This is a genomic window from Actinoplanes teichomyceticus ATCC 31121, from assembly GCF_003711105.1.
GTDB lineage: Bacteria > Actinomycetota > Actinomycetes > Mycobacteriales > Micromonosporaceae > Actinoplanes > Actinoplanes teichomyceticus.
In genome coordinates this window covers 3,378,618-3,399,699 of sequence record NZ_CP023865.1, presented here as the reverse complement: position 1 = coordinate 3,399,699, position 21,082 = coordinate 3,378,618, and the positions used below count along the sequence as shown (strand labels likewise).

The window sequence follows — 21,082 nt, the reverse complement described above, 5'->3', positions numbered from 1 at the left end:
GACCGGGAGCCGCCGACCCGGCTGCCACCCCTCGTGCCTCCGGCCGCCGCGACGATGCCCCGGGCGCCGCGGTCGTCCGCGGCGCCCGGGGCTCGCCTCACGACCGTGTCGCTGCGGCCTCCGGCCCGACCGGACGGTCCTTGCGCAGCACGTAGAACTGGAACAGCGCGTGCCCCGAGGGGGTCGCCCCGGTCCGCTGCTCGACGTGCAGGCCGAGCTCCTCGAACCACGCGGACGGCAGCAGCACCGGTGTGTGGCCGAGCACCACGATGCGGCCACCGAGCCGGCAGGCGCCCGCGGCGGCGAGGAACAGGTCCCGGGCGTGGTCCTGGTCGACGACGAAGATGTTCAGGTGCCGGCAGAAGACGACGTCGGCACTGCCGGGCGGGACACCGGGCCGGATGGAGTCCCCGTGATGGACCTCGTCGAGCACCTTCGCGGCGTGGCCGGTCATCTCCGCGCTGAGGTCCTGTCCCACCGTGCGCAGCCCCGGGACGGCCGCGCCGGCGGCGGCGAGGAACGCGCCGGTCGAGCAGGCCGCGTCGTAGGCGGTCCCGGAGACGATCCCCGAGCGCGCCAGCCACTGCGCGGCGGCGGCGCGCAGCACGATCTCCTGGTGGTCCAGCAGCCGGGCCCGCTCCGGCGTGAACATCCAGCCGGCCGGCGCGGTGGAGGTGACCGGCCGGCCCCGGGTCAGCGGCGCGTACGGGTACGACAGGTCGCTGAGGCGATCCTGGACGGCCGCCGCGAACGCCGCCCGCCTCTGCTCCGGCGACAGCGGCCGGTAGTGCACCGTGACGCCCTCCTCGGAGATCTCCTCGTGCTCGACCACGCCCAGCAGCATGTCCTCCTCGACGAGGCAGGACTTCAGGCGCTGCCCGGAGCCGGGGTCCGGGTAGGCGGCCTCGGTCTTGCGCCCGACCAGGCGCCGTTCCCCGTGCCGCAGCACGAACAGGTCGTACGGTTTGCCCTCGGTGGCCGACTCGAAGACCTCGCGCGTCTGCCGTTTGTCGGTGGCGGTGTGCATCATGCTGTCTCCGGCTTCGTGTCACGGTCGGTGGTGGACGGGGCGGCCAGCGCCCGGTGGATCGCCGCCGCCGTGGCGGCGACGTGGTCGGGGTCGAACAGTCGCAGGTGGGCCCCGGGCAGCCGCTCGACCCGCAGCCCCGGCAGCAGTTCCGGGTTCCAGCCGTTGTCGCCTCCGTCGGCCTGCAGCAGCACCACCCGCCCCGGGTACGCCCCGGGCCGGTGGACGGTCGCCAGGTGCCCGCTGTGCAGCAGCTCATCGACGAGGTCGCGGCCTTCGGCGCCGTCCGGGTCGAGGCCGAGGGCGGCGACGTGCTCACGCACGCCCTGCCGGGGGTCGTCCCCGCGCGCCTTGTCGTCGCTCAGGTCATGGCTGTCGATCATGAGCACCAGTTCGACGTCGTCCCCGTGCCGGCTCATGTGCCGGGCCATCTCCAGGGCGACGGTGCCCCCGAACGACCAGCCGCCGAGCCGGTACGGTCCGACCGGCTGCAACGCCCGTACCCACTCGACGTAGACCACGGCCATCTCGGCGATGCTGGCGAAGCGGGCGTCGGCCCGGCCGAACCGCGGGTTCGACAGCGCGTGGATGCGCGTCCCGGGCAGGTGCGGAGCCAGGGTCCGGTACGCCTGCGCCATCCCCTCTCCGGCATGGACCAGGAACAACGCGTCGGCGGCGTCGGGGTTGAGGGTCTCGATGTACGCCGAGCCGGTGCCCGCCACCGGGCCCACCAGCTGCTCGGCCAGGCTGGCCACGGTCGGCGCCTTGAAGATCTGCGTGACGTTCACCGCGACCCCGGCCGGCAGGTGCTCGCGGAACTCCCGGAGCAGCCGGATCACCAGCATCGAGTGGCCGCCGTGGTCGAAGAAGTCGTCGTGGATGCCGAGCCGGCGGCCCCCGAGCACCCGCTCGAAACAGCCCAGCAGCGCCCGCTCCAGGTCGTTGCGGGGCGTGCCGTCGACCTCGTCCGCCGACCCGGCGCCGGGGGCGGCACGGACGAGCTCGGCGAGCCGGACCATGTCGACCTTGCCGTTGCCGGTGAGCGGCGGGGTGTCCAGCGGCACCAGCGGGCCGAGCATCCAGTCGGGCAGCCGTTCCCGGGCCCACCGGGTGAGCCCGGCGATGTCGAGCGACTCGCGGGCCGCCGGGACCACGAACGTGGTGAGCTGGTCGGCGCCGGCAACCGTGATCGCCTGCCGGACGCCGGGATGCCGCTCCAGCACCGCCTCGACCTCGGCCGGCTCCACCCGGTGTCCCCGGATCTTCTGCTGCCGGTCACGGCGTCCGAGGAACTCCAGCTCACCGCCGGCCGTCCACCGGGCCCGGTCCCCGGTGAGGTACAGCCGCTCGCCGGGCGCGCCGAACGGGTCCGGGACGAAGTGTTCCGCCGTCTGCCGGCTCTGCCCGAGGTAGCCGACGGCCAGCGGCGTACCGGCGATGGCCAGCTCGCCCTCCACGCCCAGCGGCACCTGGCGGAGCCGGTCGTCGACGACGTACAGCCGGGTGTTGCTGATCGGGGCGCCGATCGGCACCAGGGTGCGGTGCGCGTCGGACGGGGCGCAGGTCCAGTGCGTCACGCTGATCGACGCCTCGGTGGGGCCGTAGGCCTGGTGCAGCCGGGCGGTCAGCCCGGACGCGGCGTAGGCCCGCACCAGGCCCGGTGTCACGGCCTCACCGCCGCTGAGGATGTGCCGCAGCCCCTGGCACCGACCGACGCCGGGGGCGTCGAGGAAGGCCGCCAGCAGGGACGGCAGCAGGTGCAGCACGGTGGCCCGCTCGGTGACGACCAGGTCGACGAGCCGGTCCGGGTCCAGCACCGCGCGCGGCGGCGCGGTCACCACGGTGCCGCCGGCCAGCAGCGGGAAGAACACCTCCCACAGCGCGATGTCGAACGCGACGCTGGCGGTGGCCAGCAGCCGGGGCGGCTGCGCGGTGGCGAACTCCCGCCGCGACCACAGCATCCGGTTGACGATCCCCCGCTGGGTCGACACGACACCCTTCGGGGCCCCGGTCGAGCCGGACGTGTAGGTCACGCAGGCCACCAGGTCCGCCGGCAACCGGGTGACGCCGCCGGGCGCGCCGCCGCCCGCGGTGAACGATCCGTCGGCGCCCAGGACCGGCCAGCCGGCGAAGTCCGCCGCGCCGGCCGCGACGACCGCGCGGACCCCGGCGTCGCGGGCGATCAGCCGCCGCCGCGCCGCCGGCTGGTCCGGGTCCAGCAGGACCGGCACGGCGCCGGCCCGGTAGCAGGCCAGCAGCGCCACGACGAAGTCCGTCCCGCGCGGCAGGCACAGGCCGACCAGATCGGACGGCTCGACGCCGGCCTCGGCCAGCCGGGCCGCCGAGCGAGCCGCCGCGGCGTCCAGTTCCGCGTACGTCAGCGAACTGCCGTTGTCGCTGATCGCCTCGGCGTGCGGGGTCGTCGCCGCCTGCCGCTGGAACAGCTCCAGCAGCGTGCCGGACTCGGGCCACCGCTCGGCGGTGTCGTTGCGCTCCGCGAGGCGGCGCGCGTCCGTCGCCCCGACCAGCTCCAGTTCCCGCAGCCGCAGGTCGGGGCGCTCCACGATCTGGCGCAGCAGCAGCTCGAACGTCTCGATCACCCGAGTGATCTCGGCGTCGTCGAAGTGCGTGGTGTCGTAGTTGAAGTGGCACGACAGCCGCTGCCCCGGCAGCACGATCAGCCCGATCGGGTACTCCGTCTTCTCCTGGGCGTGCAGGTCGGTGATGCCGATGCTCAACTCGCCCTCGGCCGGCAGGTTGTCCTCGGGATAGTTCTCGAACGCGATGAGGCTGTCGAAGACGCGCCCACCGGCCATCCGGACACCCGACCCCCAGGACTTGATCTGCGCCAGCGGGACGTGACCGTGTGCCGCGGTCGCCGCGAGGTCACCGTGGATGCGTCGCAGCAGTTCGGTCAGGGTCGGGTTGCCGGAGAGCCGGGTGCGCAGCGGCAGGGTGTTGATGAACAGGCCGACCATCTGCTCCGAGCCCTCCAGCTCCGGTGGGCGCCCGGCGATGGTGAGACCGTGCACCACGTCGTCCGAACCGGTCCGCAACCCGAGCATGATCGCCCAGACGGCCTGGATCACGGCGTTCGTGGTGACCCCCGCGTTGCGCGCCCGGTCGGCGAGCGCCGTGGTGAGCTCCACGGGCAGCTCACGCACGATCGTGCCGAACAACCCCTCCTGGTCGACGGGGTGGCCGGAGAAGGCCGCGGGCGTGAGGTCGCGCAGGTACTCCCGCCAGAACCGCTCCGCCTCCGCCTCCCGGTCCTGCCGGCCACGCAGCCAGCGCAGGTAGTCGCGGAACGGCCGGCACGGGGCCAGCTCGGGCTCCCGCCCGGTGACCAGCGCCTCGTAGATCTTGAATACGTCACCCCAGATCAGCGAGAGGCACCAGCCGTCGAGCAGGATGTGGTGGTGGCTCCAGACCAGGTAGTGGCGGCCGGGGCCACGACGTACCAGGACCACGCGGTACAGCGGGCACTCGTCGAGGCTCAGGCCGCGTGCCCGGTCCTCGGCGAGCAGGTCGTCCAGGCCCGACCGGTCGCCGTCCCGGTCCTGCGCGGACCAGTCCAGGGTGGTCCACGGCGGCTCGACGTCGGCGAGCACGTACTGCAGCGGCTCGTCCAGGTCGCTCCAGCGGAATCCGGTCCGCAGGATCTCGTACCGGTCCGCGACCATCCGCCACGCCCGGCGCAGCTTCTCCTCGTCGACCGGGCCGGAGAGCTCCAGGACGTTCTGGTTGAAGTACGCGTCGGAATCGGGCCAGTAGAGCCCGCGGAACAGCATGCCGGCCTGCATCGGGGCCAGCGGGTAGACATCCACCGCGCCGGTGTCGCGGCGCACCCGGGCCAACTGGCCGGGGTCGATGCCGGCCAGGAGCGGATCGTCGGCCGGCCCGGCCGGCGCCTCGGCGGGCTGCGGCGCGCGGCCGGCGGCCTCGGCCAGACTCCGGATGGTCCGCCCCGAGAAGACGTCCGCGACCTCGATGAGGATGCCGTGCCGGCGCGCCCGCGCGACCAGGCGCATGCTCGACACCGAGTCGCCGCCGGACTGGAAGAAGTCGTCGTCGATGCCGGGCGGCGTCCCGCCGAGCAGCTCCGACCAGACCTCGGCGAGTCGGCGCTGGACGTCGGTGACCGGCTCGGCCCGCGGACCGTCCGTACGGTCGGCCACCTCCGGCAGGGCGGCCCGGTCCACCTTGCCCGCCGCGGTGAGCGGGATCTCGGCGAGCCAGACCACCCGTGACGGCACCATGTAGTCCGGCAGACGTGCGGCGAGCGCCGCGCGCGGGCCGGCCGGGTCGTCGTCGTCCACCGGTCCACCCGGTCCGCAGACGTAGGCCACCAGCTGCTCGTTCGCGCCGGTGGCACGCAGCACCACCACGGCCTGCCGGACACCGTCGACATCGAGCAGGGCGGATTCGATCTCGCCGAGCTCGATCCGGTAGCCACGCACCTTCACCTGATGGTCGCGCCGGCCGAGGAACTCGATGACCCCGTCCGCCCCGAACCGGGCCCGGTCGCCGGTGGCGTAGAGCCGCTCCCCCACCGCGTACGGGTCCGGGACGAAGCGCTCGGCGGTCAGGGCGGGCCGGCCCAGATATCCCATCGCGACCCCGACCCCGCCGAGGAACAACTCCCCCTCGACGCCGATCGGCAGCGGCTGCAGGCGCTCGTCCAGCACGTACGCCCGGATGTTGTCGATCGGGCGGCCGATCGGCACGAACGGCCGGGAGTCGTCCACGTCGACCGGCCAGGCCGTGACGTCGATGGTGGCCTCGGTGGGTCCGTAGAGGTTGTGCAGGGCGCAGCCGGGCAGCGCCCGGGCGAATGCGGCCGCGGTGGGCTTCGGCAGCGTCTCGCCGCTGCAGACGGCCAGCCGCAGCGAGGTGCACTCCGGCGTGCCTTCGGTGTCGAGGAAGGCGGGCAGCACGGAGGGCACGAAGTGGGTGACGGTGACCCGGTCGGCACGGATCAGCCGGACCAGCGCCGCCATGTCGCGGCGCGCCTGCGGCGGCGCCACCACCACGGTGGCTCCGGTGACGAGCGGCAGCAACTGCTCCCACACCGACACGTCGAAGCCGAACGACGTCTTGTGCAGCACCCGGTCCCCGGGCCCGACGGCGTAGGCGCGGGCCATCCACTCCAGGCGGTTGACCAGCCCGCGGTGGCCCACCAGCACGGCCTTGGGGCGCCCGGTCGAGCCGGACGTGTAGATGACGTAGGCCGGCAGTTGCGGCCCCGGGAAGCCGGGCAGGGCGGCCGGGTCCAGCCCGGCCGGTGGCGCCTCGTCGAGCAGCAGTGTGGGCCCGGCATCGCCGCGCAGCCCGGCCGCGGCGGTCGCGGAGTCGGTCACCAGGGCGGCGGCGCCGCTGTCGCGCAGCATGAACGTGAGCCGCGCCGCCGGGTACTCCAGGTCCAGCGGCAGGTAGGCGGCACCGGCGTAGAGGGTGCCCAGCAACGCCACCATCCGGTCGGCCGACGGGGGCAGCCCGATCGCGACCACCTCGCCCGGGCGGACCCCGAGCCGGTGCAGCCGCGCCGCGACCGTCCGGGCCGCGGCATCCAGCTCGGCGTAGGTCAGCTCCCGGTCGCCGCAGCGGACCGCCGGCGCGTCGGGGCGCGCCCGGACCCGCGCCTGGATCAGCTCGTGAACGCCCCGGTCGTCGGTGAAGCGGCGCCCGGTCGCGTTCCATTCTCCGATCTGCAGCTCGATCTCGTCGGGCTCGGCGCCGAGCAGGTCTGACACCGTGAAGTCCTTGCCAACGGTCACGTCGGTTCCTCCCATAGGGCGGTGGCGATGCGTTCGAGAAGTCGGACGAGGTTGCCGAGCACGGCGGTCGCGGCGCCGGCGTCGAGGGCGGCGGGCGCGGCGGTCAGTTCGAACGTCAGCTCGGCGCCGGGGGACACGATGAGGGTGATCGGGAACTCGGTCGGTTCGATGCTGCGGACGGCCCGCAGCCGCCCGTGCCGCCCCAGCCGCTGGCCGGTCCGGTCGCCCGGGTAGTTCTCGAACACCACGACGCTGTCGAGCAGGCCGTCGGCCAGGCCGCGCGGCGGGTTGCGGGCGTGCTGGTACGCGTCGACGAGCCGGTCCTGGACCGCGCCGAACAGCGTCGGAAGGTCCATGCCGTCGGTCAGGGGCACCCGCAGGGGTACGGTGACCAGGCACAGCCCGACCAGCCGCTCGACATCGGCCAACTCGTCGGGACGCAGCGACATCGTCACACCGAAGACCACGTCGGCCTTCGGGTTCTGCCTGCGCAGCAACACCGACCAGGCCGACAGCACCAGCGTGTTGAGCGTCACCCGGTGGCGCTCGGCGATCCGGGCCAGCCGGGCGGTGTGCGGCTCCGCCAGCCGCTGCGAGACCGTCCGGTGCCCCGCCGCCGCCGGCCCGTGGCTGAACCGGGCGGGGCTGGTCGCGTCGGCCAGGGTCTGCCGCCAGTACGCGGCGTCCGCCTCCCGGTCGGCGCGGCGAAGCCAGCGCAGGTACTCGGCGTACCCGACGGCCGGCGGCGTCCGGACCGGATCGTCCTGGGTGGCGTAGGCGTCGGCGACCGCCTCCAGCACGACCGGCAGGCTCCACCCGTCCACCAGGATGTGGTGGTGGCTCCAGACCAGCCACCGGCCGGCGGACCCGGCGTCGACCCAGTGCCACCGGGCCGGCCGGGGCCGGTCCAGCCGGAACGGCTCGGCCCGGTCGGCGGCGAGCACGTCGCCCAGGACGGCCGGGAGCTCGCCGGGGTCGGCCGGGAGCTCGCCGGGGTCGGCCGGGAGCTCGCCGGGGTCGGCCGGGAGCTCGCCGGGGTCGGCCGGGAGCTCGCCGGGGTCGGCCGGCGGCGCCGCCTCCGCCGGCCGCTCATGCCGCCGCCAGTCCATCGCGCAGCTGCCGGGCTCGTAGACGACCTGCACCGGGTCGTCGAGCCCGTCGTGCAGGAACGCCGTACGGAAGACGCCGAACCGGTCGCAGACCGTCTGCCAGGCGGAGCGCAACGCCGCCTCGTCCACCTCGCCCTCGACGGCGAACACCATCTGGGTGTGGTACGCCGACGAGGCGCGCTGCGCCAGCGAGTGGGCCAGCATGCCCTGCTGCGCGGGAGCCAGCGGCAGGATCTGCCGTGCCCCCGGCCGGTCGGCGAGAACGGCCCGCAGCTGCTCCGGGGTCAGGTCGACGTCCGGATGGTCCGCGGGCGTCGCGGCGATGCCGACCGGACCGGCCAGGGCGTCCGCCAGGTCACGCAGTCGCGCCCAGAGCTCGTCGGCCAGCCGCCGCACGGTGGGCGCGGCCAGGCGGGCGCCGTCGTACCGCCACTGCGCCCAGATGCCGTCCCGGTCCACGCCGGCCAGCAGCTCCAGTGCCGGCTGCGGTCCGTCGCCGTCGGCGGCGTACTCGCCCAGGTCCTGGACGGCGGCGCGGGGCAGCAGCCCGGTCCCGGCGCCACCGGCGGTCGAGCCGAGATAGTTCACCGTGATCTCCGGCTCGGCCGCCGCGCGCAGCTGCGGGTCGTCGCCGTAGCGGCGCAACAGCCCGTACCCGACGCCGCCGGCCGGGATGCCCTGCACCTGCTGCCGGACGGCGCGCAGGCACGGGACCGGACCGCCGTCCTCGGGCAGGACCAACCGCAGCGGGTGCACGCTGGTGAGCCATCCGACGGTACGGGTGACGTCCGGGCGTCCGGGCAGGTCGTCACGGCCGTGGGCCTCCCGCAGGAGCGCCACCTCGCGGTCACCCGTCCACTCCGCGACGGTCTGCGCCACCCCGGTCAGCAGGGCCTCCTCGATCCGGACCCGGTGCCTGCCGAGCCGGGACAGGAGCAGGTCGCCGGCGGCCCGGTCGAGTCGGGTGGTGAGCGGCGCGGCCGGCGCCGGGCCCGGCTCGTCGGCCGGCAGCGGCGCCGGCGTGCCCAGCTGCTCCCGCCAGTACGGCTCCTGGGCGCGGACCGCGTCCAGCTCCGCCAGGCGGGGCAGGACCGCCGCGAGGTCGCCGAAGGTGGTCGGCGGGGCGGGCAGCCGTACCGGCTCGTGGCCGGTCACCGCCCGGTAGGCGCTCTCCAGGTCCGCGACGATCTCGTCCCAGGAGGCGGTGTCCACGGCGAGGTGGTGCGCGGCCAGCAGCAGGACCCGCGAGCCGTCCCGTCGCTGCCCCAGCAGCGCGCCGAACAGCGGCCCGTCGGCCAGGTCCATGCCCTCGTGCACCGGCCTGGCGGCCTCGGTCAGGTCGGCGCCGAGTGGCTCGGCCGCGACGACCAGGCGGGCCAGCCGCTCGGCCGGCTGCCCCGCGTCGGCCAGCACGAGCTCGCCGTTGCCGGTCAATCGCAGCCGCAGCGCCTCGTGATGGACCGCGACCGCGCGCATCGCCTCGTGCAGCGCCACCGGGTCCAGCGGCTCCCGCGGCTGGAGCAGGCAGGCCTGGTTGAAGTGGTGCGGCCGGCTGTGCTTGACGTCGAGGAAGGCGGCTTGCGCGGGCGTCGGCCACAGCCGCCGCGGGCCGTCGTCGCCGGGTCGGACCACCTCGGCGGCAGCCGTCCCGTCCGGTTCCACGCGCGCCAGTGCCGCGAGTTCGGCCAACGACGACGACCGCAGGACCTGCCCGACGTCCAGGCGCAGGCCGGCGGCGCGCGCCCGGGCCACCATCCGGATGGCGCTGACCGAGTCCCCGCCCGCCTCGAAGAAGTTGTCGTCGGCACCGACCGCACGGGTCGGCAGCACCTCGGTCCAGACCTCGGCCAGCAGCCGCTCGACCTCGGTGGCCGCGGCCCGGCCGGTCCGTGCCCGCCCCCACCGCGCCGGTGGCGGCAGCGCGGCCACGTCTAGCTTGCCGTTGACCCCGAGCGGCAGCGCATCGACCGGTTCCAGGGCGGCCGGCACGAGCGCGCGGGGCAGGCGTTCCCGCAGCGCCTCGCCGACCTGCCGGCACCACGCCACCGGGTCGTCGACCGTCCGCGACGCGACCAGGTAACCGACGAGGACCCGGCGGCCGTCCGGTGTGTCCCGGGGCACCACGGCACAGCCGGACACGCCGGGCAGCTCGGCGAGCACGTGCTCGACCTCGGCCGGTTCGACGCGCACCCCGCCCTGCTTGAGCTGGCGGTCGATCCGCCCGACGAAGTGCAGCGTGCCGTCCGGCCCGTGGCGTCCGAGGTCGCCGGTGCGGTACATGCGTGCGCCGGGCCGGCCGGCGTACGGGTCGGGCACGAACACCGCCGCGGTGGCGGCGGGCCGGTGCAGGTAGCCGCGGGCGAGCCCGTCCCCGGCGATGTGGATCTCGCCGACCACCCCGGGCGGCACCGGCGCGCCCGCGGCGTCCAGCACGTAGATCCGCGTGTTCGTGACCGGCTCGCCCAGCGGCGGCGGCCCGGACGCGCCGGCGCACTCGTGGTGCGTGACGATGATCGACGCCTCGGTCGGTCCGTACGTGTGGTGCAGCGTCGCGTCGCTCCACCGGGCGAACCGCCGGGGCAGCCCCGCCGGCATCCGTTCGCCGCCGCAGACCACGTGGCGCAGGTGCGGCGCCCGGCCGGCGAGCGGCTCGGACAGCAGCGCGTCGAGCAGCGTCGGCACCAGGTGCACGACGGCGACGTCCGCACCGGCGACGAGCTCCGCGATCGCCGGTACGTCGGTCTGGCGCCCCTCGGGCAGGACGACGAGCCGGCCGCCGTGGACCAGCGGGTGGAACATCTCCCACAGCGAGATGTCGAACCCGGTCGCGGCGACCTGCAACAGGCTCTGGCCGGGCTCCAGCGGGTAGTGGTCCTGCGACCACAGCAGCTGGTTGAGCAGGCCGCGGTGGGTGCACATCACCCCCTTCGGTTCTCCGGTGGAGCCGGAGGTGTAGGTCAGGTAGGCGAGCTGGTCGCCGTCCGGCGTCCGCCGCGGCCGGTCGGCCGGGCCGGTGGACAGCTCCGCGACGCCGACCGTGGCGACGCCGAGGTCGGTCCGGTCGGTGACCACCCGGTACGGCCGGCAGTCGTCGATGATCTGACGCAGGCGGGCGGCCGGATGTTGCGGGTCCAGCGGCACGTACACGCCGCCGGCGCGCCAGATGCCGAGGACGACGGCGGGCAGCACCGCCGACCGGCCCAGCCCGACCGCGACCCGCCCCTCGACCGGCAGCCCCTCGTCGAGCAGCCGGCCGGCGACCCGGTCGGCGAGGTCGTCGAGTTCCCGGTACGTCAACCGGCGCTCGTCGGCGCGGACCGCCGGGGCGTCGGGTGTCGCCGCCGCCCGGGCCGCCACGAGCGCGGCCACGCCACCGGCGGGCAGCTGCCGGCGCGGGGCACGCTCGGCCCAGGACAGCACCTCGCGGCGCCGCTGCGGTTCGAGCAGGTCCAGGTCGGCGAGCCGCGCGCCGGGGTCGGCGGCGGCCTGCCCGGCAAGGCAGGTCCACGCCGCGACCAGGTGTTCCAGTTGCGCTCGGCTGAACAGGTCGTCGGCGCCCCGGACCTCGAGCGTGCCGCCCCGGCCGTCGAGCCGGACGGTGACCTCCAGGTCGAAAGCGCCGGCCACGGGCGGGGTGACCAGCACCTCGGCGTGGAGCCCGCGGGCCGCGAAAGCCGCGTGGGCCCGGGTCGTCGCCGGCTCCGGCGCCTCGTCGACGTCGAAGACCACCCGGGTGAGGGGGTTGCCCAGCCGGGCACGGTCGGCGCCGAGGGCCTCCTCCGCGATCCGCTGGGCGGGGACGTGCTTGTGATCGAAGGCGTCGAGCACCGCGCGGCGGCTACGCGTCAGGTGGTCGGCGAACGAGCCGTACGGGTGGACCGCGACCCGGGCCGGCACCATCGTCACCAACGGCCCGACGACCGTGTGCAGCTCCGGCTCGTCGCGGACGGCGACCGGCGTCCCCACCACGATGTCGTCGGACCGGCAGCAGCGGGCGAGCCAGGCCTGGGTGACGGCCAGCAGCGCCAGGAACAGCGTGGCGTGGTGTTCCCGGGCGATCTCGCGCAGGCCCCGCACCGTCGCCTCCGGCACGGGTCGCCGGCAGACGTGCCGCGTCGCCGACCGCGTCCGCCGCGGTGACCGGTCGGCCGGCAGGTCGAGCTGCTCGGGGAGGGAGTCCAGGGTGCGCCGCCAGAACTGCAGCGCGGCCGTATCCGGCGCCGCGGCCCGCTCGGCCGCCGCGTACGCCACGAAGGAGCCGGGCCGCGGCGGCGCCGGGCGGTCACCGGCGTACAGCTCGGCCAGCTCGTCCACCACCAGCTGAGCCGACCAGCCGTCGGCCGCGATGTGGTGGATCACCAGGACGAGAACGTGCCGCCCGGGTCCGTCGCGCAGCAGGGTGGCCCGCAGCGGCGGCCCGGACCGCAGGTCGAAGAGCGGCGTGACGAGCCGGTGCACCTCCTGCTCCAGCGGGCCGGCCAGGTCCGCCGTCACGAACGGCACCGCCACCCGCGGGCGGGGTACCAGCGCCGGCTCGTCGCCGTCCTCGGTGACGGCACAGCGCAGCACGTCGTGGCGGTCCGTCAGCCGGGTCAGCGCCGCACGAAGCGCGTCGACGTCGAGCGGGCCGGTCAGGCGGACGACGACCGGCATGTGGTAGGCGCTGCTCGGCGCCGCGCTCGCCTGCAGCCAGATGCCCAGCTGGGTCCACGACAGCGGCGCCACGGCGACCGGTGGCCGGTCCGCCACGGCCGCCGGGGCGTCCGCGGACGAGCTGCGCAGCGCACGCAGGCCGGCGATGGTGGGGAATTCGAACAGGGTACGCACCGTCAGCCCGGGGTAGCCGAGCCGCTGCATCTGGCGGACCAGCCGCATGGCGAGCAGCGAGTGCCCGCCCAGCGCGAAGAAGTCGTCGTCGACGCCGACCTGCTCGACGCCGAGCGCCGCGGCCCAGGCGGCACACACCCGCTGTTCGCGCTCGTCCGCAGCCGGGGTGGCGGCCGTCCGCTCGGCGCTCAGGTCGCCGAGGGGCAGCGCCCGGTGGTCCACCTTGCCGGCCGCCGTACGCGGCAGCGCGGGCACGGTCCGGACCGCCGTGGGGAGCATGAACCCCGGCAACATGCCGGCCAGGTGCGTACGCAGGGTGTCCGCCTCGACCGGCCCGGAGGTCGCGGCGAAGGCCACCAGCCGCGGCCCGCCGGCGCCGGGGGCGACCAGGACGGCAGCCTCCCGGACCAGCGGATGGGCCGCCAGCGCGCGTTCGATCTCGTCCGGCTCGATCCGGAACCCGCGCAGCTTGACCTGGCGGTCGGCCCGGCCCACGAAGTACAGCACGCCGCCGCGCCGGTAGCCCAGGTCGCCGGTGCGGAACATGCGCTCGCCCGGGACGAGGGGGTCGGGCAGGAACCGTTCGGCGGTCAGGCCGGGTCGTGCGGCATAGCCGCGGGCGACGCTCGCGCCGGCGATGCACAGCTCCCCGACCACCCCGTCCGGCACCGGGGACAGGTAGCGGTCGAGGACGTAGATGCGGGTGCCCGGGATCGGCGCGCCGATCGCCACGTCGCCGCCGGACGCGCCGGTCAGGTCCTGCACGGTGGCCCCGACCGTGGTCTCGGTGGGTCCGTAGGCGTTGAGCAGCCGGACGTCCGGCCGTTGCGGGGCGACCCGGGCGTGCCACTGCCCGAGCGCACCCGCCGGGACCTGCTCCCCGCCGATGACGCACAGCCGCAGCGTGGACGGCAGGCGGACATCGCCGTCGGCGAGGGCGGCCGTCAGCTCGGTCCAGTACCCGGTCGGCAGGTTCACCACGGTCACGCCGGAGCGTGCGCACTCGGCCGTGAGCGCCTCCACCGAGCCGGCCGCGTCCGGGGAACGCAGCACGAGCCGCGCGCCCGCGCAGAGGGTCGGGAAGATCTCCTCGACCATCACGTCGAAGGTCGGCGCGCAGAACTGCAGCACCCGGTCCTGCGGTCCGAGTCCGAACTCGCGGCCCGCCCACCGGACGTGATCGGTGAACGAGTGGTTCTCGACCACGACACCCTTGGGCTCCCCGGACGAGCCCGACGTGAAGATCACATATGCCGGGTCGTGGGGTGACGCGGACGGCCCGGTGACCGGCGGTCCGGCGGCCGGCGCGTCGGCGTCGACGACCGGCAGCCCGGTGCCGGCGAACCGCCCGGCGAACTCCGCGCCGGTCACCACGGCCGACGCCGCGCCGATGGCGAGCTGCCGGTGCAGGCGCTGGTCCGGGTCGCCGGGATCGAGCGGGAGGAACGCCGCACCGGATTTCAGCACGCCGAGCAGCGTGCCCACGAACGCGGCCGACCGGGGCAGGCAGACGCCCACCACCGACCCGGCCGCCGCGCCGGTGGCGCCGATCGCGGCCGCCACCGCGTCGGCGTACTCACCCAGCTCGGCGTAGCTGACCTGGCGGGCGCCGTCGACCAGGCACACGGCCGTGGGGTGCTCGCGGATCGCCGCCTCCACCAGGGAGACGACCAGGGCCGCATCCGGCGCGGCAGGCCGGGCCACGGCGGCGGAGCCGTCCGGCAGCAGCGGCGCGAGCGCCACGGCGCCGACGCGGGCGTCCGGGTCGGCGAGCAGGGCGCGGAGCAGATCGGTGAAGGAGGACGCGAGCAGCCGGGCCGCCTGCTCGTCGAACCGGTCGCGGTTGAACTCCAGCTCCAGGCCGACGGTGGCCTGGTCGGCGCGCGCGATGAGGGTGAGATCGAAGGCGGTCACCCGTACCGGTGGGGTCCTGGCCTCGGCGACCACCCCGGGGAGCCGGGCCACCACCCCCGGGGAGTCCTCCCACACCAGCAGGTACCTGATCAGCGGGTGGTGGCCCAGCCCCCGACGCCGGCCCAACCGGCGGCTGAGCTGGTCGATCGGCACCGCGTGGTGTTCCAGGGCGGCCAGCGTGGTACGCCGGACGTCGTCCAGCAGACCGGCGAACGACGGGTCACCACCGAGGTGCGCGTGCAGCGGCACCGTGTTCACCAGCATGCCCACCAGCGTCGCGGCGTGCGGGCTGTCCCGGTCGGCCACCGGGGTGCCCACGACGACGTCGTCGCCGTCGGAGTAGCGGTGCAGCAGGGTCTGGAACGCGGCCAGCAGCACCATGAACGGCGTGACGGCGCGGTCGGCGCAGAGCCGGCGCAGACGATCGGTCAGCTCGGGCGGCAGATGCCACCGCCACGAGCCGGCGAGGTGGCCGTGCCCGTCCACGGCACGCCGGCCCACCCGCAGTTCGCTGTCGAACTCCACGCCGGCGAGGCGGCCCGCCCAGTAGGACAGGTCCCGCTCCGCGGAGGACGCGTCACGGGCCTGCAGGTGGCGCAGGAGGGCGAGCACCGCGTCCGGTGCTGCCGGCGAGGGTGGCTCCGCGGCGTCGTAGAGCCGGTGCAGGTCGTCGAAGAGGACCTCCATCGACCAGCGGTCGCAGACCAGGTGGTGCAGCACCACGGCGAAGACCGACTCGTCGCCGCCGAGACGGATCAGCCGGGCCCGCAGCAGCGGCGGTCGCGCCAGCTCGAACGGTTCGCTGAGCATGGCGGCGAGCTCCGCGTCGAGCCGCTCGTCGCGCTCCGCCGGCGGCAGCGCGCCGAGGTCGCTGACCGCGAACGGGACCTCGACGCGGTCGGCGAGCACGAGCCGTGGCTGCTCACCGCCGGCCAGCACGCCGGCGCGCAGCAACGGGTGCCGGGCGGCGAGGCCGTTGAGCGCGGCGCGCAGCCGCGCCTCGTCCACCGGCCCGCGCCACCGGGTGGTGACCGGCACGCTGAACACGCCGGGACCGCCCAGGAACTCCTCCTCGAAGAGCACCCGCAACTGGGCGGCGGTCAGCGCCAACGGGCCCTCCGGACCGGGTCCGGCGGCCCCGGGCGGCGGGCTGCCGGGGGCTTCGGCCGCGCCGCGGCGGTCCTGCACCAGCGAGGCGAGCGCGGCGACCGTACGCGAGCCCATCACGTCGCTGAAGGTGAGCCGGATGTCGTGCTCGGCCCAGACGGCGGCGATGACCCGGGTCGCGACCAGGGAGTGTCCACCGAGGGCGAAGAAGTCGTCGTCCGGGTGGACCTCGGCGACGCCGAGCAGGCGCGCCCACAGCCGGCACAGGTCGCGCTCCAGTTCGCTGCGCGGTGGCCGGCCGGTCACCGGGGCGCCGGTGCCGCCGGCCCCCACGTCCGGCAGCGCCCGGTGGTCGACCTTGCCGGTCGGGGTGAGCGGGAGAGCGTCGAGGATGACCCATCCGGTCGGCACCAGCGGCTGCGGGAGCTGCTCCGCCAGGTGGGCGCGCAGCACGGCCGGGTCGTCGTGGTCACCGGTCACGTACGCGACCAGCCGGGTGCCACCGGCGGCGTCCGTGGCCGGGCGCACCACCGCCCGGCGGACCCCGGGCACGGCGTGCAGCAGCGCCTCGATCGCCGCGGGGTCGACCCGGTGACCGTGGATCTTCAGCTCGTCGTCGACCCGGCCCAGGAACTGGACGGTGCCGTCGGGCAGGTACCGGGCCCGGTCGCCGGTGTGGTACACGCGGCCCGCGCCGGTGTGGTCCAGGCCCAGCGCGTCCGGGCGGAACCGGGCCGCCGTCTCGGCGGGGCGCCCGTGGTAGCCGCGGGCCAGCGCCGCGCCGGCGACGACCAGTTCCCCGGCCACCCCGGCCGGCACCCGCCGCCCGTCGCCGTCCACGATGGCCACGGCGGTGTCGCTGAGGGCAGTGCCGAGCGGGACGCAGTCGGCCGGTTCCCCGGCCCGGCACCGGCCGTGCAGCACGCTGATGCTGGCCTCGGTCGGCCCGTAGGCCTGCACCAGCGTCGCGCCGGTCCACGCCAGACACCTGTCGCGCAGCGCCGGCGTGACGACCTCCCCGCCGGTCACGACGAGACGCAGCCCGCGCCCGGCGCCGGGCGCACCGTCACCGGCCAGCTGCTCCAGCACCGAGGGCACCAGGTGGGTCACCGTGACCCGCTCGCTGACCAGCAGGTCGCTGAGGTACGGCACGATCCCGTACCGCCGGTGCTCGGAGACCACCACCCGGGCTCCGGCGATCAGCCCGGCGAGAATCTCCCACACCGAGATGTCGAACCCGCAGGAGGCGGTCTGCAACAGCACGTCGTCCGGGTCGACGGGGTGACGTTCCTGCCACCACAGCAGCCGGTTGGTCAGGCCGCGCCGGGTCACGACGACGCCCTTGGGGCGGCCGGTGGAGCCGGAGGTGTACATCAGATAGGCGGCCTGGTCCGGGTGCACCGGCGACCACTCCCCGGCCGGCCCGGCGCCGGTGTCGTCGCCGGGACCGGTCGTCAGGCGGGGACCGTCGAAGGCCGGTGCCGTCGGCCCGCAGGTGACGAGCGCGGCCGGCCGGGCGTCGGCGAGGACGGCGGCTGTGCGCCCGGCGGGCCAGGCGGCATCCACCGGCACGTAGACCGCCCCGGCGCGCAGGACGGCCAGACACGCGATGATCAACTCTGCGGATGCCTCGCCGTGCACGGCGACCGTGGTCTCGGGCCCGGCGCCGGCCGCCCGCAGCCGCTGCGCGAGCGCGGCCGAGCGGCGATCCAGGTCCCGGTAGCTGTACGCCGCGCCGGCGCAGACGACGGCGGTGCGTTCCCCCTCGCCGGCCAGCCGCCGGGCGAGGGCGGTAAGCAGGTCGGCGTCACCCCGGCCGGACCGCGGCCCGCACTCCCACCCCGCGATGTCCCGCGCTTCGACGGCCGGCGGGCCGCCGGTTCCGGCCGCCGCCGTCAGCAGCCGGTCCATCGCCTGTGCCAGCCCGGCGGCGATGCGTTCCAGGCCGGCCGTGTCGTAGCCGGGCCCGGCGGCCGTGGGGGCGGAGTCCAGCCACACCCGCCCGGTGCGCTCGACCACCAGGGTGAGCGGCCAGCGGGGCGGGACGTCGGCGTCCGCGTCGGCGACGACGCCCACCGGCGGCGTGCGCCGCGGCAGCGTCCGGTACCGCACCGGCAGGTCCCGGGAGTGGACACCGCGGCGGTCGACGGTGCTGATCAGGCGCGCCACCTCGTCGACGAGCCCGGCCGCGGTGGCGTCGGACCCGATGGCGAGGGTGATCGGCACGCCGTCGGTCAGGAAGGCCTCCAGTCCGCGGATCCGGTCGCGGGTGGCGGCCGTGGACACCGACACCGACACCGGCCCGGCCCCGCCCTGGGCCAGGTACAGCAGGAGCGCGGTGACGACCGCGCCGGCATGGTCGCGGCCGAGCAGCTCGGCGCGGCGCCGCTCCCACGCCTGCGGCAGCCGGACCGCGACCCGGGCGCGTGGCCCCTCCGCGGCGGCCACCGGCGCGACCACCGGCGCCGCCCGTTCCAGCGCCCGCCGGCAGTACGTCTCGTCCGCGGCGCAGTCGGCGAGGGCCCGCCCGTACCGCGCCCGGGTGGACTCGTCCGGCTCGGTGAGCCGGGCGCCCGGCCGGCCACCGCGCTCGGCCAGTACGGCGGCCGCGGCCCGCTGCCGGCCGCCGAGGTCGGTCAGCTCCCGCAGCCGCACGTCGCGCGTCGTCGTGGACACGTCGACGCCCTCGTCGGATACCGCCAGCACCGTCCCCGCCGGCGCCGCCGCACGGGTCGCCAGGACGTCCAGCCCGGCGACGACGAAGCACTCCCCGTCCAGCCAGACCTTGGCGGTCCCCAGCGTGTTGGTCACCGGCCCCAGGGTGTGGGCGCGCACGATCCGGTCGAGATGCTCGGCCGGCATGCTCCAGGAGAGCAGGCCGCCACCGGGCTCGCGCCGTGCCGCGCCGAAGTAGGACCGCCCGGCCGCCGGCTGTTCACGCGGCTGCACGGTGCCGGCGGCCAGCCGCTCCAGAAGCTCCGCGAAGGAGTCCAGGGCGGCCTCGTGGCACCGCAGGTTGAGGTCGAAGGCGCTGGCCCCCGGCGGGACGTCGAAGGTCCGCTGGAGCAGGATCGCGCCGCCGTCGACCCGCTCGGTCATGACGTGCCACGTGATGCCGTGACGGGCCGCGCCGTCGAGGATCGCCCAGGAGGTGGCGTGCACGCCGGCGTACCGGGGCAGCGGCGCGTCGTGATAGTTGATCGCGCACACCCGGGGCAGGGCGAGGACGCCCGCGTCCAGGATGGTGCCGTTGACCACGCTGAGCAGGTAGTCGAAGTCCGCCTCGGCGCGGCCGGGGTCCAGGGCGGCGAAGCCGGCGAGCACCGGCACGCCGGACTGCGCCGCCCAGTCGGTCACCCGGCGGCTGCCCGACACCATCAGGACCACCTGGTGGCCGGCCGCCAGGATCGCCTCCGCGCACTGCACGGTCAGGTCGGCCGCGCCGGTCAGGCAGAACCGCAGCGGGCCTGGTCGCCGGCCGTTGTGCACCGCGTTCGTCATCAGGACTCCACCCGTACGTCGTATTCCCGGACCCAGGTCCACAGCGCCAGCGCCGCCTCCAACCGCACCCGTTCCGCACGGGTCATCGCGTCCGGCGGGCGCCGCAGCAGTTCCCGCACGGCGTCGACGTGGATCAGTTCGGCCGGGGCGTCCAGGAGCGTGGTCGCCTGGCCGGCCAGCGCCCGCGCGTAGGCCGGGTCGGTCGTGGAGGGGTACGGCGCCTTCCGGCGCTGGGCCACCGACGCGGGCAGCATGTCCGCCACGGCCGCCCGCAGCAGGCTCTTCTCCCGGCCGTCCGCGCTCTTGATCGACCAGGGGACGTTGAAGACGTAGTCGACGAGCCGGTGGTCGCAGAACGGCACCCGTACCTCCAGGCCGGTGGCCATGCTCATCCGGTCCTTGCGGTCCAGCAGGATCGGCACGAACCGGGTCAGGTGCAGGTAGCAGACCTCGCGGGCGCGCCGCTGCGCCGCGGACTCCCCGGGCAACCGGGGCACCTCGGCGACCGCGTCGCGGTAGTGCTGGGCGGCGTAGCCGTCCAGATCGAGCCGGGCGGTGAGCTCCGGCGAGACGAATCCCCCCGACGACGACCCGCCGAGCGCGGCCATCCAGGGGAACGTGCCGGCGTTCACCGCGGCGCTGTCGTGGAACCACGGGTAGCCGCCGAAGACCTCGTCCGCGGCCTCGCCGGACAGCACGACGGTGGAGTGCTCGCGGACGGCCCGGAACAACAGGTGCAGGGAGATGTCCATCTCGCCCGCCCCGTACGGCAGGTCGCGGGCCCGCAGCACGGCGCGGCGGACCTCGGGCCGGACCAGCTGCGCGGAGTCGAGCACCACCGTGCGGTGGTCGGTGCCCAGCGCCCGGGAGCACTCGGCGGCGTACGGCGCGTCCGGCGTCGCCCGGAACGCGTCGGTCGTGAAGTTCTCGGTGTACCCGGTGAAGTCCACGGTGAACGAACGGACCGGCTCGCCGCGGCTGCTCACCAGCGACCGCTGCGCGAGAGCCGTGATCGCGCTGGAGTCCAGTCCGCCGGAGAGCAGGGTGCCGAGGGCGACGTCCGAGACCAGCTGCCGCGCGACGACGTCCTCCAGCAGCTCACGCACCGCGGTGGCGGTGGCGGCCGCGTCGGCGGTGTGTTCGCGCGCCTGCAGGTTCCAGTACGCGGCGCGGCTCAGCCCGCCACGGCGCAGGTGGACGATCTCGCCCGGCCGGACCTCGTACATGCCCCGGAAGGTGGCATGGCCCGGCATCTTGGCGAAGGTCAGCAGCTCGCAGAGGCCGTCGCCGTCGATCACCGCCTCGGCCAGCGGGTTCGCGAGGATGGCCTTGGGCTCGGAGCCGAACAGCAGCCCGTCGGCGGTCGGGTAGTAGTAGAGCGGCTTGATGCCGAGCCGGTCGCGGACCAGCAGCAGCTGTTGGCTGCGGGCGTCCCACACGGCGAACGCGTACATGCCGTTGAGCCGGGCGGCGAAGTCCTCGGGCCACTGCAGGTAGGCGGCGAGCACCACCTCGGTGTCGCTGCGGGTGCGGAACTGGTGGCCGTGCGAGCGCAGCTGCTCCCGCAGTTCCTGGAAGTTGTAGATCTCGCCGCTGTAGCTGAGCACCACCTGTCCGTCCGGTGAGGTCATCGGCTGCCGGCCGCCGCCGACGTCGATGACGGCGAGCCGGCGATGCCCCAGGGCGGCCGGGCCGCCGATCCAGACGCCGCCGTCGTCGGGGCCGCGCAGCCGCATGGTGGCGGTCATCCGTTCCACCCGTTCGCGCTCGGCCTCCAGGTCGCGGCCGTAGGCCACCCATCCCGCGATACCGCACATGTC

Annotated in this window: 4 protein-coding genes; all 4 read right to left on the bottom strand. The window is 75.5% G+C overall.

Annotated elements, in window-relative coordinates; genetic code table 11:
- Positions 1–97: 97 nt before the first annotated feature.
- Genes ACTEI_RS15140 through asnB form a run of 4 tightly spaced genes read right to left on the bottom strand, consistent with a single transcriptional unit; the run spans position 98 to position 21,058 of the window.
- On the bottom strand, positions 98–1,030 hold the full coding sequence (locus ACTEI_RS15140; RefSeq protein WP_122978254.1) for a methyltransferase domain-containing protein: 933 nt from the start codon (positions 1,028–1,030) through the stop codon (positions 98–100).
- A complete protein-coding gene (locus ACTEI_RS15135) occupies positions 1,027–6,804 on the bottom strand; it encodes a non-ribosomal peptide synthetase (RefSeq protein ID WP_164465964.1) in 5,778 nt (1,925 codons plus the stop codon). Before ACTEI_RS15135 ends, ACTEI_RS15140 begins: the two co-directional genes overlap by 4 nt.
- Positions 6,801–19,262, bottom strand: coding sequence for a non-ribosomal peptide synthetase (locus ACTEI_RS15130; RefSeq protein ID WP_122978252.1), 12,462 nt, complete (start codon positions 19,260–19,262; stop codon positions 6,801–6,803). The genes ACTEI_RS15135 and ACTEI_RS15130 overlap by 4 nt, the downstream gene beginning before the upstream one ends.
- Entirely contained in the window at positions 19,262–21,058 is a 1,797-nt protein-coding gene (asnB, locus tag ACTEI_RS15125) for an asparagine synthase (glutamine-hydrolyzing) (protein ID WP_239082612.1), read from the bottom strand. Before asnB ends, ACTEI_RS15130 begins: the two co-directional genes overlap by 1 nt.
- Positions 21,059–21,082: the final 24 nt, after the last annotated feature.